Source organism: Stenotrophomonas sp. ZAC14D2_NAIMI4_7, from assembly GCF_003086675.1.
GTDB lineage: Bacteria > Pseudomonadota > Gammaproteobacteria > Xanthomonadales > Xanthomonadaceae > Stenotrophomonas.
The window spans coordinates 883,177-896,351 of the sequence record NZ_CP025995.1 but is presented as its reverse complement, the minus strand read 5'-3'; the positions used below and the strand labels follow the sequence as shown (position 1 = coordinate 896,351).

The window sequence follows — 13,175 nt, the reverse complement described above, 5'->3', positions numbered from 1 at the left end:
TGCCGCTGGCAGGAGAACCCCCATTCTAGGCCGGTCGCCGCCCCAGGGTGACCCGGTCGCGCTGTTCAAGGTCCTGCGCGGTGCTTACCTCGGCCAGGCCCGCGGCGTCGAACAGCGCGCGGATCGCCGCGCCCTGGTCCCAGCCGTGTTCGACCAGCAGCCAGCCACCGGGCTGCAGGTGCGCACAGGCCCCTTCGGCAATGGCGCGGATGTCGTCCAGGCCATCCACGCCCGACGCCAGTGCCGTGGCCGGTTCGAAGCGCAGGTCGCCCTGCTGCAGGTGCGGATCGTCACTGGCGATATAGGGCGGATTGCTGGCGATCAGGTCGAAGCGCGCGCCCTGCAGCGGCGCATACCAGTCCGGCCCCCCTTCGGCGAAGCGCACGTTGCGCAGTTCATGGCGGGCGGCATTGCGCGCGGCGACGGCCAGCGCAGCGGGGCTGGCATCGGTGGCCAGCACCTGCGCCTGCGGGCGCTCGCTGGCCAGGGCCAGGGCGATCGCGCCGCTGCCGGTGCCGAGGTCGGCCACCTGCAGGGCGCGGTCCAGCGGCAGGCGCTCCAGCGCCAGTTCCACCAGCAGCTCGGTTTCCGGGCGCGGGATCAGCGTGGCGGCGTCGACGTCCAGATCCAGTGTCCAGAAGCCGCGGCGGCCGGTCAGGTAGGCCACTGGCTCACCGGCCATGCGGCGGGCCAGCAGCGCCTCGAACGCGGCCTGTTCAGCTTCCGGCAGCGGATCGGTGGCGTGGGCGAACAGCCAGCTGCGCGGGCGGTCCAGTACGTGCAGCAGCAGCAGTTCGGCCTCGTGGCGGGCGTCGAGGCCGCCAAGGCGGGCGCTGGCCGCGGCCACGATCTGGCGCAGCGATGATTCGGATTCAAAGGTCATGCCGCAATTGTAGAGTCGAGCTTGGTCGACTCTACGACGCAGAAGCAGTCGAGCATGGCTCGACTCTACAAAAGCGGGGTTGGTTCAGGTTTGGGGGAACGGCATAAGGGCCAGCTATCAGCCCAATGTCGTCGGTTCAGGAAATTTTCCTTTCCATACAGACAGTTGCAGAGCGTCCAGGGCCATACGGGCAACCCACCCATTGAATTTCAATAGATAAAGACTATTGAATAGATGAAATCAATGCATTGTTCTTATCGATGCGGAATGGGTAACCTAGCTCCTGTCGATTCACCCACTCCCCTTCACCCAGAGGAAAAACGATGTCCCTGATCAACACTCCGATCCAGTCGTTCGAAGCCAACGCCTACCACAACGGCGAGTTCATCAAGGTTTCCGACAACAGCCTGAAGGGCCAGTGGTCCGTCCTGATCTTCATGCCGGCCGCCTTCACCTTCAACTGCCCGACCGAGATCGAAGACGCGGCCGACCATTACGCCGAATTCAAGAAGGCCGGCGCCGAGGTCTACATCGTCACCACCGACACCCACTTCTCGCACAAGGTCTGGCACGAAACCTCGCCGGCCGTGGGCAAGGCGCAGTTCCCGCTGGTGGGCGACCCGACCCACAAGCTGACCCGCGCCTTCGGCGTGCACATTGAAGAAGAAGGCCTGGCCCTGCGTGGCACCTTCATCATCAACCCGGAAGGCGTGATCAAGACCCAGGAGATCCACTCCAACGAGATCGCCCGTGACGTGGCCGAGACCCTGCGCAAGCTGAAGGCCGCCCAGTTCACCGCTGCCAACCCGAACCAGGTCTGCCCGGCCAAGTGGAAGGAAGGCGAGAAGACCCTGACCCCGTCGCTGGACCTGGTCGGCAAGATCTAAAGCGCTACCGGCCTGCGTTGGCCCCACGCCAGCGCGCGCCCTTCATCCCCGTGCCGGCCCCACGCCGGCGTGGGGGTGAACCCAAGACAGCCAACGCACGCCAGCCTTGGCCAGCCAGCCCCTTCCACGGTCGCTGTCTTGGGTTCACCCCTACCCCCTGCTGGTCCGCTACCTTCTACAGCGGTGCCACGCCCACGCTTTGCCTGAAACCAGGAGAGAACCATGTTGGACGCCAACCTGCAGTCGCAGCTGAAGACCTATCTGGAACGCGTGACCCGCCCGATCCAGATCACCGCGCGCGCCGACGATGGCGCCAAGTCGCAGGAAATGCTGGAACTGCTGCAGACCCTGGAAAGCCTGTCGGACAAGATTTCGCTGCAGGTGCTGCGCGACGGCCAGGGCCGTGTGCCCTCGTTCGACCTGGGCACCCCGGGCCAAGACATCCACCTGACCTTTGCCGGCCTGCCGATGGGCCACGAGTTCACCTCGCTGGTGCTGGCCCTGCTGCAGGTCGGCGGCCATCCGTCCAAGGCCACCGCCGAGCTGATCGAGCAGGTGCAGAACCTGGAAGGCGAATACAAGTTCGAAACCTACTTCTCGCTGTCCTGCCAGAACTGCCCGGACGTGGTGCAGGCGCTGAACCTGGCTGCGGTGCTGAACCCGCGCATCCAACACGTGGCCATCGACGGCGCGCTGTTCCAGGAAGAAGTGGAACAGCGCGAGATCATGTCGGTGCCCACCGTCTACCTCAACGGTGAAGTGTTCGACCAGGGCCGCATGACCCTGGAGCAGATCGTGGCCAAGCTGGACACCAACGCCGGCAAGCGCGATGCCGAGAAGATCGCCGCCAAGGACGCCTTCGATGTACTGGTGGTGGGCGGTGGCCCGGCCGGTGCCGCAGCGGCCATCTATGCCGCGCGCAAGGGCATCCGGACCGGCATCGCCGCCGAGCGTTTCGGCGGCCAGGTGCTGGACACCATGGCCATCGAGAACTTCATTTCGGTGAAGGAGACCGAAGGCCCGAAGCTGGCCACGGCGCTGGAACAGCACGTGCGCGAGTACGAGGTGGACATCATGAACCTGCAGCGCGCCAGCGCGCTGGTGCCGGCCGGTGAAGACGGCCTGGTGCAGGTGCAGCTGGAAAATGGCGCGATACTGAAGTCGCGTTCGGTCATCCTGTCCACCGGCGCGCGCTGGCGTCAGATGAACGTGCCGGGCGAAGACCAGTACCGCAACAAGGGCGTGGCCTACTGCCCGCACTGCGATGGCCCGCTGTTCAAGGGCAAGCGCGTGGCGGTGGTCGGCGGCGGCAATTCCGGCGTGGAAGCGGCCATCGATCTGGCCGGCATCGTGTCGCATGTAACGCTGCTGGAGTTCGATTCCAGCCTGCGTGCCGACGAAGTGCTGCAGAAGAAGCTGCGCAGCCTGGGCAACGTGACCGTGCTGACCAGCGCGCAGACCACCGAAGTGCTCGGCGATGGCAGCAAGGTGACCGGTCTGGTTTACAAGGACCGCGCGGGCGGCGATTCCCACCGCGTCGAGCTGGAAGGCATCTTCGTGCAGATCGGCCTGCTGCCCAACACCGAATGGCTGAAGGACAGCGTGGCGTTGTCGCCGCGCGGCGAGATCGTGATCGACGACCGTGGCCAGACCAACGTGCCGGGTGTGTTCGCCGCCGGTGATTGCACCACGGTACCCTACAAGCAGATCATCATCGCCATGGGCGCCGGTTCCACTGCGGCACTCAGCGCCTTCGACCACCTGATCCGCTCGTCGGTGAACACCGGCAGTGGTGCGGTGGCCGAAGCGGCCTGAACCACCGTTCCCAGCCCACCGGGAACATCGTTAGCCTGCTGGGTCGACCATGCCGACCGCCGGTCCGTTTTCCCTGGGGTCTGAAGGATGAACCTACGCGATCTGAAGTACCTGGTGGCCTTGGCCGATCACAAGCATTTCGGCCGGGCCGCCGCCTCCTGTTTCGTCAGCCAGCCCACGCTGTCCACCCAGATCCGCAAGCTGGAGGAAGAGCTGGGGCTGCCGCTGGTGGAACGTGCGCCGCGCAAGGTGATGCTGACCCCTGCCGGCCAGGAAGCGGCCGCGCGGGCGCGGGTGATCGTGTCCGAAGTGGAGCAGTTGAAGGAAGCGGCGCGGCGCAACCGCGACCCTGAAGCCGGCACCGTGCGCCTGGGCATTTTCCCCACCCTGGGGCCGTACCTGCTGCCGCACGTCATTCCGCGCATCCGCAGCCGCTTCCCGGAGCTGGAACTGCTGCTGGTGGAAGAAAAGAGCGACGTACTGCTGGAGCGCCTGCGCGATGGCAGGCTGGACGCGGCGCTGCTGGCACTGCCGGTGGTGGACGACCAGCTGCATGCCGAATTCCTGTTTGAAGAGCCGTTCCTGCTGGCCGTTTCCGGCCGCCATCCGCTGGCCCGCCGCGAACACATGGATGTGCAGGAACTGGCCACGCAGAAGCTGCTGCTGCTGGAAGACGGCCATTGCCTGCGCGACCAGGCGCTGGAAGTGTGCCGCCTGTTCGGCGCCAACGAAAAATCCGAATTCCGCGCCACCAGCCTGGAAACCCTGCGGCAGATGGTCGCCGCCGACGTGGGCATCACCCTGCTGCCCAGCCTGTCGGTGCAGCCGCCGGTGCCGCGCTCGAGCAACATCCGCCTGATCGATTTCGTGGGCGAAGGCCGGCCCAGCCGCCGCATCGCCATGATCTGGCGGCGCAGCTCGGCCATGCATGGCTTCCTGATGGACCTGGCCGATCAGTTCAAACAGCTGCCGCAGGCGTTGTTCACCCTGGACGACCAGGGCGTGCCGGCCGGCGAAGCGCCGGTGGTGGCGCAGCCGCTGCTGAACGGCTGAACCCCGCCGAACCTGCCGCGGCACGGCCAGGAGTCGATTCCGGCCACATTTGTCCCCACAATAGTCCCAGGCGGCGCTCGAAGCGCCGCCTTTTGCATGGCTTTCAACCAAGGAGCACCACCATGAACACCGCCAGCGGCCTGCCGCCATCCATCACTGTGTCGACCTTCGACATGGACCGCCTCGAGGCCATGCTCGATTCGCCTGCGCTGAGCCAGACGCCTGCCGCGCTCGCGCTTGCCGAAGAACTCAACCGGGCCACCGTGCTGGCGCCGGACCAGATTCCCGAAGGCATCGTCATGATGCATTCGCGCGTGGAGTGCGAAGATGAAGTGTCGGGCGAGAAGCACGTCCTGACCCTGGTCTTCCCCCGCGAAGCCAATGTCGATGAAGGCAAGGTTTCCGTTTTGGCCCCGGTCGGCAGTGCCCTGCTTGGCCTGGCCATCGGCCAGAGCATCGACTGGAACGCGCCCGGCGGCCGCAAGCTGCGCCTGCGCGTGACTGCGGTCCACAACGACCGTCCCTGATTACCGCTGCGCACCGCGCGCGATTCGATTTCCCTGCACCAGGAGCCGTAATGAGTACCCCGTCCAAACTGTCCCAGCTGCGCGAACTGTCGGTGGTCGTTGCCGATACCGGTGACTACGACGCGATCAAGCGCCTGCAGCCGGTGGATTGCACCACCAACCCCACCCTGGTGAAGAAGGCGCTGGACCTGCCGGTCTATGCCGAGCTGATCGAACGCGAACTGGCCTGGGGCCGCCAGCAGGGCGGTGACCGCGAAGCCGTGGTGCACGCCGTGGCCGACCGCCTGACCATCGGCGTCGGCGCGCTGCTGAGCACGCTGGTGCCGGGCCGCGTGTCCACCGAAGTGGATGCCGACCAGGCCCACGACACCGAGGCCACCGTGGCCAAGGCCCGCCAGTTCATCCAGATGTACGCCGATGCCGGCGTGCCGCGCGAAAAGATCCTGATCAAGATCGCCGCCACCTGGGAAGGCGTGGAAGCGGCGCGCATCCTGCAGGCCGAAGGCATCGACTGCAACCTGACCCTGATCTTCAACCCGACCCAGGCGCTGGCCTGCAGCGAGGCCGGCGCGTTCCTGATCTCGCCGTTCGTGGGCCGCATCCTGGACTGGTACGTGGCCAACGGCCAGACCCCGGCCAACATCGACGAAGACCCGGGCGTGAAGTTCGTGCGCGGCGTGTATGCCGAGTTCAAGCGCCGTGGTTCGCCGACGGTGGTGATGGGCGCCTCGTTCCGTTCCACCGCACAGATCGAAGCGCTGGCCGGCTGCGACCGCCTGACCATTTCGCCGGACCTGCTGGAGAAGCTGGACGCCGACCACGGCGAGCTGCCGCGCAAGCTGGTGGCCGGTGCGGCCGACGGCGTGGCGGTGACCCCGATCGACGCGGCGAAGTTCGCGGCCGACCTGGCAGCGGACCCGATGGCCACCGAAAAGCTGGCCACCGGTATCGACGCTTTCGCCAAAGACCTGCAGGCGCTGCGCGAGCGGATCCGCTCGGAACTGTGATTGCGGCCAACGACTGAGCCCCTCGTGGCGGGCGGTTTCGTAGAGTCGAGCTTGCTCGACTGACTGCAAGAGCAACAGCCGCGCTGGGTCGGGCGGGTTGGGTTCGCGGGAGACGCCGTGAATCCATCCTTGGAGGCTTGGCCGCCGCATCCCCGCGGCGGACACTCCCGCGAACCCAACCCGCCCGCCCTCTGACAGTTTCCTGTAGCCGCCCGCCACGGAAGAAAGAAAGAAGAGCAACAGCGGGTCGCGCGCTGCGCTTGCTCGCAGCCGAGCATGGCTCGGCTCTACGGGGCATTGCACAACCAAAGAAAAAGGACGCGGCGAAGGCTGCGTCCTTTTTCTTTTCCATCAGTTCGTCAGAAACCCAATGCTCTTGCCCACCGCCACCGGGAAACTGTCAGGGGTGGGACGGGTTGGGTTGGCGGGGGTGCGAGCGCCATGGATGGCGCTCACAAGCCTCCAGGGATGGATTCACGGCGTCCCCCGACAACCCAACCCGTCCCGCCAGGCTCACAGCAATCCAGAGCCGCTTTGGATGTTGATGTTGACGTTGCCCACCGCAGGGGGACCTCCGCGCGTCAGCGCGGCGCCTCCACATCCAGCCCGATCGGGCAGCTCACGCCGGTGCCGCCAATGCCGCAGTAGCCGTTCGGGTTCTTCGCAAGGTACTGCTGGTGGTAATCCTCGGCGTAGTAGTACTCCGGCGCCGGGTACACGATCTCGGTGGTGATCGGCCCGTAACCGGCCGAATCCAGCTGTGCCTGATAGGCCTCGCGGCTGGCCAGCGCGGCCGCGTACTGCGCCTCGGTCGTGGCATGGATGGCCGAACGGTACTGGGTACCGGTGTCGTTGCCCTGGCGCATGCCCTGGGTCGGGTCATGGCTTTCCCAGAACAACTGCAGCAGCCGCTCCAGGCTGACCACCGCCGGGTCGAACACTACCTGCACCACTTCGGTGTGGCCGGTCAGGCCCGAACAGACCTCTTCGTAGGTCGGGTTCGGGGTGATGCCACCGGCATAGCCCACCGAGGTGCTGTACACCCCCGGTTCGCTCCAGAACTTGCGCTCGGCGCCCCAGAAACACCCCAGGGCGAAACGGATCTGCTGCAGGCCAGCGAAGCGGTCCTTCAGCGGATGGCTGTTCACGAAGTGCTGGTTGCTGTGCAGCGGCAACGGCTGCTCGCGCCCCGGCAGTGCCTCTTCCGCACGCGGCAGACGCTGCTTGAAGGCCCCGATGCCGAGGATGCCCTGGCCAATTCCCAACATGATGCGCTCCTACGCCGGCTGTCCGGCCCAATCGTCTGCATCTGAAATGGGGTCGGCCGGGCCCTGGCCCAAGTCCAGCCCGGCCACGATGTCCTCGGCCTGCGGCCGCGCCGCATCGGGAATGCCGACCCGCAGCACGCCGAACAGCGGCAGCTCACCCATGCCGCCCAGCAGCGATTCGCCGAACACGAAGGCGGGAATGCCTGCGTCTTCCAGCGCGTGCTTCACCAGGTGGGCGTCGAACAGGTTGTCGGCCTTGTACACGATGTGCATGGGGCAGCTCCTCGGGGCAGGGTTCCAGCATACGCCCGGGGCCTGAATCGCGCCGCTGCGCCCGCCGGGCATGGCGGCAAACCCCGGCAGCCCTGGCCGGTACGCGCTAGACTGTTGGTCTTTCTGCCCTTTTTCGCCCCAGACTCATGTCCGAGCACACCCCCGCCAGCCCCGAGACCCCCGCCGACAGCCACGAGAAGCGCGATTTCATCCGCCAGATCGTGCGCGAGGACCTGGCCAGCGGCAAGCACCAGGCGATCAAGACCCGCTTCCCGCCCGAGCCGAACGGCTACCTGCACATCGGCCACGCCAAGTCGATCTGCCTGAACTTCGGCCTGGCCGGTGAGTTCAGCGGCGTGTGCAACCTGCGCTTCGACGACACCAACCCGGCCAAGGAAGATCCGGAGTACGTGGCCGCCATCCAGGACGACGTGCGCTGGCTGGGCTTCGAGTGGAACGAGCTGCGCCATGCCTCGGACTACTTCCAGACCTATTACCTGGCCGCCGAGAAGCTGATCGAACAGGGCAAGGCCTATGTCTGCGACCTGTCGGCCGAGGAAGTGCGCGCCTACCGCGGCACGCTGACCGAGCCGGGCCGCCCGTCGCCGTGGCGCGACCGCAGCGTCGAGGAAAACCTCGACCTGTTCCGCCGCATGCGTGCCGGTGAGTTCCCCGACGGTGCGCGCACCGTGCGCGCGAAGATCGACATGGCCAGCGGCAACATCAACCTGCGCGATCCGGCCCTGTACCGCATCAAGCACGTCGAGCACCAGAACACCGGCAACGCGTGGCCGATCTACCCGATGTACGACTTCGCGCATGCACTGGGCGATTCCATCGAGGGCATCACCCACTCGCTGTGCACGCTGGAATTCGAAGATCACCGCCCGCTGTACGACTGGTGTGTGGACAACGTGGATTTCGCCCATGACGATGCGCTGACCCAGCCGCTGGTCGACGCCGGCCTGCCGCGCGAAGCGGCCAAGCCTCGCCAGATCGAGTTCTCGCGCCTGAACATCAACTACACGGTGATGAGCAAGCGCAAGCTGATGGCGCTGGTGACCGAACAGCTGGTGGACGGCTGGGAAGACCCGCGCATGCCGACCCTGCAGGGCCTGCGTCGCCGCGGCTACACCCCGGCGGCGATGCGCCTGTTCGCCGAACGCGTGGGCATCAGCAAGCAGAATTCGCTGATCGATTTCAGCGTGCTCGAAGGCGCGCTGCGCGAGGACCTGGACAGCGCTGCGGCACGCCGCATGGCGGTGATCGACCCGCTGAAGCTGGTGCTGACCAACCTGGCCGAGGGCCATGAAGAACAGCTGACCTTCAGCAACCACCCGAAGGACGAGAGCTTCGGCAGCCGCCAGGTGCCGTTCGCACGCGAACTGTGGATCGACCGCGAGGACTTCGCCGAAGTGCCGCCCAAGGGCTGGAAGCGCCTGGTACCGGGCGGCGAAGTGCGCCTGCGCGGTGCCGGCATCATCCGCTGCGATGAAGTGATCAAGGATGCCGACGGCACCATCATCGAGCTGCGCGGCTGGCTGGATCCGGAATCGCGCCCGGGCATGGAGGGCGCCAACCGCAAGGTGAAGGGCACCATCCACTGGGTCAGCGCCGTGCATGGCGTGCCGGCAGAAATCCGCCTGTACGACCGTCTGTTCTCGGTGCCGAACCCGGACGACGAATCGGAGGGCAAGACCTACCGCGATTACCTGAACCCGGAATCGCGCCGTACCGTCACCGGCTATGTCGAACCGGCCGCGGCCAGCGCCGCCCCGGAACAGTCGTTCCAGTTCGAGCGCACCGGCTACTTCGTTGCCGACCGCCGCGACCACACCGAGGCCAAGCCGGTGTTCAACCGCAGCGTGACCCTGCGCGACACCTGGTCGGCCTGAGGAACCGCGCGGGCGCCAGGACGGCGCCCGCATGCCCGCGACAATGACCGCCGCCCCCTCCGCCCTGCTCTGGTTCCTGTCCCAGCACCCGTTGCTGGCGTTGCCGGTGCTGATGGCGCTGGCCGGGCTGCTGTCGTGGTGGCGGCGCACCCCGCTGTATCTCATCGCCATGTTTCCGCTGGCGATGCTGAACGTATTCCTGGGTTCTTTCGTCAACGCGGCCTGGGTGAACGGGATCGGCGAGCGTGGCGAGGCGGTGATCGTCAAGGCCGAGGAAACCAGTTCCACCCTCAACGACCGCTATATCTGGCGTTACGAGGGGGGGGTGCACACCGCCGATGGCCAGGATGTGGACGTGGTGTTCCATACCAACACGATCTCGCTGTGGCCGCTGGAAAACACGATCCGCATTCCCGCGCAGGGCCAGCCCTTCGTGGTGAAGTACGCGCCGGGCTTCCCGCGCAGCATCGTGATCCTGACCAACGAATCGCCGCATGGCATCGCCCAGTCACGCGCACGTGCACGCGAGCGGGTGGAGGTGGCTGCACGCAGGCTGCAGTTCAGTCCGGGCAACCCCGCCTTCCGCGCCGATTACCGTCGCGAGCTGGACACCTGGCTGCGCGACCATGGCGATGACCCGCAACAGCAGGCACAGGCGCAGCGCTATCGCGCCGAACGCGATGCGCTGTGACCGCTGCCCCCTTTCACTGACAGGCCTGACATGACCGCTACCGCCAACCCCTTTCTTCCCCTGCTGATGCAGGTCCTGCAGGGCCGCGACATCGCCTGCACCGTCGACGGCGCCGAGCTGGTGCTGGACAGCGGCCTGCGCCTGGTCGCGCACGGCGTTGCGTCGAACGCGCGCGACAACGGCGGCTGGCAGACCTCCACGGTGATCGAGGTACGCCATCCGGACCTGTTCACCGACGGCCTGTTCGAGTACCAGCACGCCGCCGGTGACAGCGAGCAGGACGCCGTGCTGTCCGGCTTCGAGAACTGGGTGCGGGTCGACCTGGCCACCCTGCAGGCGGCCGTCGGCGCCGACGATGCGCCTGAACTGCAGATGCTGACCCTGCGCTACCCGGCCGAAGAAACCGGCACGGCGCTGGCGCGCGCGGTGGTGCTGGGGCCTCTGGCCCACTACCGCGGCGAACCCCGCGATGAAGCCGCCGCGTGCAGCGAGGACGACCACGGGTCCTGCCCCTGCTGCCTGTTCACCCAGAGCCTGGAGGCATTCAACGATCTGCTGAAGACCCGCCAGTTCCTCGGCATCCGTCTGTTCGCCTCGCGCGATGCCGACGGCCAGTGCCAGGCCGACTGCCGGGTGAACGGCCATGATTTCCCCGCCGCCCTGCCCCTGCTGCGCGCCTACGCTGCGCGCTGGCCGCAGGCCGGGCTGGAGTTCCGCAAGCAGTACGTGGTGATCCGCACCGACACCGACGCCGAAACCGACGCCTGATCCCGCGCCGACACCCCCGCTGCATGCCGCTGCGGCTACACTGCGCGCCGGCTGTTGTTCCTGCCCCACCTTTCCACCCTACGAGGCACCCCCGCGATGCTGTACGCGCAAGTCCACCTGACCCTTCCCGCCTGGATCCACGACCAGATCGACCTGGATCGTCGCTATCCGGGCGACGAGGCCAAGGTCGCACTGGCGATCGAGCTGTCGCGGCTGAATGTCGAACACGCCAGTGGCGGCCCGTTCGGCGCCGTCGTGTTCGGCCCCGATGACAAGGTGATCGCCGCCGGCGTGAACCGCGTCGTGCCGCACGCTACCTCGCTGGCGCACGCCGAGAACATGGCCTACATGCTGGCCCAGCAGCGCCTGCAGACCCCGCGCCTGAACGCGGTGCTGTCGCCGGTCACCCTGGCCACCAGCTCGCAGCCGTGCTGCCAGTGCTATGGCGCCACCGTGTGGGCCGGCATCGACCGCCTGCTGATCGGTGCCAGCTCGGCCGACGTGGAAGAACTGACCCCGTTCGACGAAGGCCCGCTGCCGGCCGACTGGGTGGGCGAACTGAAAAAGCGCGGCATTGAAGTGGTGCAGGGCCTGAACCGCGATGCCGCGCGCAGCGTGCTGCGTGCCTATGGGGAAGCCGATGGCACCCGTTACTGAGACCGGGATCGGCCTGCTCTGCCTGTGCCGGCAGGGCTTCGAGCCGGAGCTGGCCGGCGAGCTGCAGCACCGCGCGGGCCAGGCCGGTTTCGCCGGCTATGCACGCACCCAGCGCAATGATGGCTACGTGCTGTTCATGTGCGACCAAGCCGCCGCGCTGGCTCCGCGCCTGCCGTGGCGCGAACTGATCTTCGCGCGGCAGAAGCTGGTGGTACTGGCCGAGCTGCCGCAGTTGAACCCGGCTGACCGCATCACCCCGATGCTGGAGGTGCTGGCCGATGCGCCGCGCTTCGGCGATCTGTGGGTGGAACACCCCGATTCGGATGCCGGCAAGCCACTGTCCGGGCTGGCCCGCGCGTTCGGCAATGCGTTGCGCCCGGCGCTGCGCAAGGCCGGCAAGCTGACCGACAAGCCGAACCCGCGGCTGCCGCGGCTGCATGCAGTCTTCGTCGACGGCACCCATGCATTCGTCTGCGTGGCCGACCCGGCCGACAGCGCGCCGTGGGCGTTGGGCATCCCGCGCCTCAAGCTGCTGCCCGAAGCCCCGTCGCGTTCGGCGCTGAAGCTGGACGAGGCACTGCTGACCCTGCTGGCACCGGACGAGCGCGAGGCGCTGGTGAAACCCGGCATGCGCGCGGCTGACCTCGGTGCCGCCCCCGGCGGCTGGACCTGGGTGCTGACCCGCCAGCACGTGCATGTGCTCAGCATCGACAATGGCCCGTTGCGCCAGCACGTGCTGGATACCGGGCTGGTCGAACACCTGCGCGCCGACGGCTTCCACTGGCACCCGGACCAGGCGCTGGACTGGATGGTCTGCGACATGGTCGAACAGCCGCGCCGCGTGGCCGAACGCATGGCCACCTGGTTCCGCGAGGGCTGGTGCCGGCACGCGATCTTCAACCTGAAGCTGCCGATGAAGAAGCGCTGGGACGAGACGCGGTTGTGCCTGGACCTGTTCCAGGAACAAGCGGGCAAGCCGCTGGTGGTGCGGGCCAAGCAGCTGTACCACGACCGTGAAGAAATCACGGTGCTGGCCTCGCCGCTGCGCTGAGGCGCACACCGCGCGGTGGGTAGGTGCCAACCTTGGTTGGCACGACCTCGCAAACACCTTCGCCCCATCTAGGCCGACGTTGCCTGACAGACGTGCCAACCAAGGTTGGCACCTACCAAAGCGGCGTACCGCGCGGTCGTGGGTGCCAAGGCAACGCACCGCGCGGTGGGTAGGTGCCAACCTTGGTTGGCACAACCTCGCAAACACCTTCGCCCCATCTAGGCCGACGTGGCCTGACAGACGTGCCAACCAAGGTTGGCACCTACCAGAGCGGCGTACCGCGCGGTCGGTGGGTGCCAAGGCAACGCACCGCGCAGTCGGTAGGTGCCAACCTTGGTTGGCACAACCTCGGAAACGCCTCCGCCCCATCTGGGCCGACGTTGCCTGACAGACGTGCCAA

General features: G+C 66.9%; 13 protein-coding genes. 10 read left to right on the top strand and 3 right to left on the bottom strand.

All coding sequences use genetic code 11. From position 1 onward, the window contains the following. Positions 1 to 25: 25 nt before the first annotated feature. Positions 26 to 883 (bottom strand): peptide chain release factor N(5)-glutamine methyltransferase, encoded by an 858-nt coding sequence (gene prmC / locus C1922_RS03980; protein ID WP_108748606.1) that lies wholly within the window; start codon positions 881 to 883, stop codon positions 26 to 28. Positions 884 to 1,206: 323 nt separating this feature from the next. Between prmC and ahpC the strand changes: the two genes are divergently transcribed. The 5 genes from ahpC to C1922_RS03955 all read left to right on the top strand — a co-directional run bounded on the left by ahpC (position 1,207) and on the right by C1922_RS03955 (position 6,172). After that, positions 1,207 to 1,770: an alkyl hydroperoxide reductase subunit C gene (gene ahpC, locus C1922_RS03975; protein WP_107229920.1), complete on the top strand. Its 564-nt coding sequence runs from the start codon at positions 1,207 to 1,209 to the stop codon at positions 1,768 to 1,770. A 222-nt stretch (positions 1,771 to 1,992) separates the two neighbouring features. Further along, on the top strand, positions 1,993 to 3,585 hold the full coding sequence (gene ahpF / locus C1922_RS03970; protein WP_108748605.1) for an alkyl hydroperoxide reductase subunit F: 1,593 nt from the start codon (positions 1,993 to 1,995) through the stop codon (positions 3,583 to 3,585). Positions 3,586 to 3,672: 87 nt separating this feature from the next. Next, the gene (locus C1922_RS03965) at positions 3,673 to 4,638 is read left to right on the top strand and encodes a LysR substrate-binding domain-containing protein (RefSeq protein ID WP_108748604.1); all 966 of its coding nucleotides are present in this window, start codon (positions 3,673 to 3,675) and stop codon (positions 4,636 to 4,638) included. A gap of 122 nt (positions 4,639 to 4,760) precedes the next feature. Continuing rightward, positions 4,761 to 5,165, top strand: coding sequence for a nucleoside diphosphate kinase regulator (gene rnk / locus C1922_RS03960; RefSeq protein WP_004154317.1), 405 nt, complete (start codon positions 4,761 to 4,763; stop codon positions 5,163 to 5,165). Between the two features lie 50 nt (positions 5,166 to 5,215). After that, on the top strand, positions 5,216 to 6,172 hold the full coding sequence (locus tag C1922_RS03955) for a transaldolase (RefSeq protein WP_108748603.1): 957 nt from the start codon (positions 5,216 to 5,218) through the stop codon (positions 6,170 to 6,172). Positions 6,173 to 6,753: 581 nt separating this feature from the next. On the opposite strand, the gene msrA is transcribed toward C1922_RS03955, so the two are convergent. Beyond that, the gene (gene msrA, locus C1922_RS03950) at positions 6,754 to 7,419 is read right to left on the bottom strand and encodes a peptide-methionine (S)-S-oxide reductase MsrA (protein ID WP_199912251.1); all 666 of its coding nucleotides are present in this window, start codon (positions 7,417 to 7,419) and stop codon (positions 6,754 to 6,756) included. 30 nt (positions 7,420 to 7,449) lie between these two features. Next, the gene (locus C1922_RS03945) at positions 7,450 to 7,713 is read right to left on the bottom strand and encodes a DUF2007 domain-containing protein (protein ID WP_108748601.1); all 264 of its coding nucleotides are present in this window, start codon (positions 7,711 to 7,713) and stop codon (positions 7,450 to 7,452) included. Positions 7,714 to 7,859: 146 nt separating this feature from the next. Here C1922_RS03945 and C1922_RS03940 point away from each other — a divergent pair, with 146 nt between their 5' ends. The 5 genes from C1922_RS03940 to rlmM all read left to right on the top strand — a co-directional run bounded on the left by C1922_RS03940 (position 7,860) and on the right by rlmM (position 12,775). Continuing rightward, positions 7,860 to 9,608, top strand: a complete 1,749-nt coding sequence (locus tag C1922_RS03940; RefSeq protein WP_108748600.1) for a glutamine--tRNA ligase/YqeY domain fusion protein — start codon at positions 7,860 to 7,862, stop codon at positions 9,606 to 9,608. Positions 9,609 to 9,651: 43 nt separating this feature from the next. Next, entirely contained in the window at positions 9,652 to 10,299 is a 648-nt protein-coding gene (locus tag C1922_RS03935; protein WP_108748599.1) for a hypothetical protein, read from the top strand. A gap of 30 nt (positions 10,300 to 10,329) precedes the next feature. Next, entirely contained in the window at positions 10,330 to 11,067 is a 738-nt protein-coding gene (locus C1922_RS03930; protein ID WP_108748598.1) for a DUF6348 family protein, read from the top strand. A gap of 96 nt (positions 11,068 to 11,163) precedes the next feature. Beyond that, positions 11,164 to 11,724 carry a nucleoside deaminase gene (locus C1922_RS03925; RefSeq protein ID WP_108748597.1) on the top strand — a complete coding sequence of 187 codons (561 nt, stop codon included), beginning with the start codon at positions 11,164 to 11,166 and terminating at the stop codon, positions 11,722 to 11,724. Then, positions 11,708 to 12,775, top strand: a complete 1,068-nt coding sequence (gene rlmM / locus C1922_RS03920) for a 23S rRNA (cytidine(2498)-2'-O)-methyltransferase RlmM (protein WP_108751475.1) — start codon at positions 11,708 to 11,710, stop codon at positions 12,773 to 12,775. Before C1922_RS03925 ends, rlmM begins: the two co-directional genes overlap by 17 nt. Positions 12,776 to 13,175: the final 400 nt, after the last annotated feature.

Bases quoted from the DNA above. Each gene is read 5' to 3' on its own strand.
- rnk (WP_004154317.1), top strand. From the start codon at position 4,761: ATGAACACCGCCAGCGGCCTGCCGCCATCCATCACTGTGTCGACCTTC.
- prmC (WP_108748606.1), bottom strand. From the start codon at position 883: ATGACCTTTGAATCCGAATCATCGCTGCGCCAGATCGTGGCCGCGGCC.
- C1922_RS03925 (WP_108748597.1), top strand. From the start codon at position 11,164: ATGCTGTACGCGCAAGTCCACCTGACCCTTCCCGCCTGGATCCACGAC.
- C1922_RS03955 (WP_108748603.1), top strand. From the start codon at position 5,216: ATGAGTACCCCGTCCAAACTGTCCCAGCTGCGCGAACTGTCGGTGGTC.
- C1922_RS03940 (WP_108748600.1), top strand. From the start codon at position 7,860: ATGTCCGAGCACACCCCCGCCAGCCCCGAGACCCCCGCCGACAGCCAC.
- C1922_RS03930 (WP_108748598.1), top strand. From the start codon at position 10,330: ATGACCGCTACCGCCAACCCCTTTCTTCCCCTGCTGATGCAGGTCCTG.
- ahpC (WP_107229920.1), top strand. From the start codon at position 1,207: ATGTCCCTGATCAACACTCCGATCCAGTCGTTCGAAGCCAACGCCTAC.
- rlmM (WP_108751475.1), top strand. From the start codon at position 11,708: ATGGCACCCGTTACTGAGACCGGGATCGGCCTGCTCTGCCTGTGCCGG.
- C1922_RS03945 (WP_108748601.1), bottom strand. From the start codon at position 7,713: ATGCACATCGTGTACAAGGCCGACAACCTGTTCGACGCCCACCTGGTG.
- ahpF (WP_108748605.1), top strand. From the start codon at position 1,993: ATGTTGGACGCCAACCTGCAGTCGCAGCTGAAGACCTATCTGGAACGC.
- C1922_RS03965 (WP_108748604.1), top strand. From the start codon at position 3,673: ATGAACCTACGCGATCTGAAGTACCTGGTGGCCTTGGCCGATCACAAG.
- C1922_RS03935 (WP_108748599.1), top strand. From the start codon at position 9,652: ATGACCGCCGCCCCCTCCGCCCTGCTCTGGTTCCTGTCCCAGCACCCG.